This window comes from Streptomyces sp. SID14478, assembly GCF_010548525.1.
In the GTDB taxonomy this organism is placed as follows: Bacteria; Actinomycetota; Actinomycetes; order Streptomycetales; family Streptomycetaceae; genus Streptomyces.
The window spans coordinates 1-1167 of sequence record NZ_JAAGMG010000933.1 but is presented as its reverse complement, the minus strand read 5'-3'; the positions used below and the strand labels follow the sequence as shown (position 1 = coordinate 1167).

The following is a 1167-nucleotide window of genomic DNA, read 5'->3' as shown; positions in this document are numbered from 1 at the left end:
CCGGAAGTGCGGCGGCGAGCGCGAGCAGGGCGGCGACACCGCCGCGTACGAGGGGGCTGGTCATGGGGCGAGGGAATCCCGGCCGGGGCCGGGCGCCGGTGCGCCGCGCGGCGTGGTCCCCCGAAAATCCGTTGATCAGCCCAGCGGAAACTAGGTACCGTAAGCAGAAACCTAGGAGTCCTAGGAAATGTCCAGGGAAGCGCAACCGGCGGACGTACGGGCGCGAGCGGGAGCGGAGCGGCGATGATGATGGCCAGAGCGGGCCTGACCAGGGAGCGGGTGGTGGCGGCCGCCGCCGATCTCGCCGATGAGGTCGGCTTCGAGCACCTCACCGTCGCGGCGCTCGCCCGCGGCTTCGGCGTCAAGGACGCGAGCCTGTACGCGCACGTCAAGAACCTCTCCGAGGTGCGCACCGAGGTCGCGATCCTGGCGGGCCTCGACCTCGCCGACCGGATCGCGGACGCGCTGGCGGGCCGGGCGGGCCGCGACGCGCTGCTCGCGTTCGCCGACGCCTACCGCGACTTCGCCCTGAGCCACCCCGGCCGGTACGCGGCGACCCAGCAGCAGGACCTCGACCCGTCGGCGTTCGACGAACACCCGGGCCTGCGCCGCAATCTCACCTGCACGCACGCCCTGCTCCAGGGGTACGACCTGGCCGAGCCGGACCTGACCGACGCGAGCCGGCTGCTGCGCAGCACCTTCCACGGCTTCGTCAGCCTCGAACTCGCGGGCGGCTTCCGGCACGCCCGCGAACCGGACGCGAGCTGGGAGCACCTCGTCGAGGCCCTGCACGTCGCCCTCACCAACTGGCCGGGGAGGAAAGACAGTTGATCACCTCTCACACCCTGCGCGTCCCCGGCGCGGCGCTCCACTACGAGCTCCGGGGCGAGGGCCCGCCCCTGCTCCTGCTGCCCGGTGCGGGCGGCGACGCGGCCGTGCTCGACCCGGTCGCCGACGCGCTGACCGACACCTTCACGGTCCTCACGCACGACCCGCGGGGCTATTCGCGCAGCACCCTGGACGGCCCGCACACCGAGCAGCAGGTCGCCGTGCACGCGGACGACGCCCTGCGCCTGCTGGACGCGGTGGCGCCCGGCGAGCCCGCCTACGTGGCGGGCGCGTCCAGCGGCGCGATCGTCACCCTCGACCTGCTGGCCCGCCACCCGG

The 1167-nt window shown here is 73.9% G+C and carries 2 protein-coding genes; both read left to right on the top strand.

Translation table 11 applies throughout. The features are described 5' to 3' along the window. Positions 1 to 249: 249 nt before the first annotated feature. Positions 250 to 831, top strand: coding sequence for a TetR-like C-terminal domain-containing protein (locus G3I40_RS30310; protein WP_164305824.1), 582 nt, complete (start codon positions 250 to 252; stop codon positions 829 to 831). Further along, on the top strand, positions 828 to 1167 hold a 340-nt coding region (locus tag G3I40_RS30305; protein WP_164305823.1), incomplete at its 3' end, for an alpha/beta hydrolase. The genes G3I40_RS30310 and G3I40_RS30305, both read left to right, overlap by 4 nt.

Bases quoted from the DNA above. Each gene is read 5' to 3' on its own strand.
- G3I40_RS30310 (WP_164305824.1), top strand. From the start codon at position 250: ATGGCCAGAGCGGGCCTGACCAGGGAGCGGGTGGTGGCGGCCGCCGCC.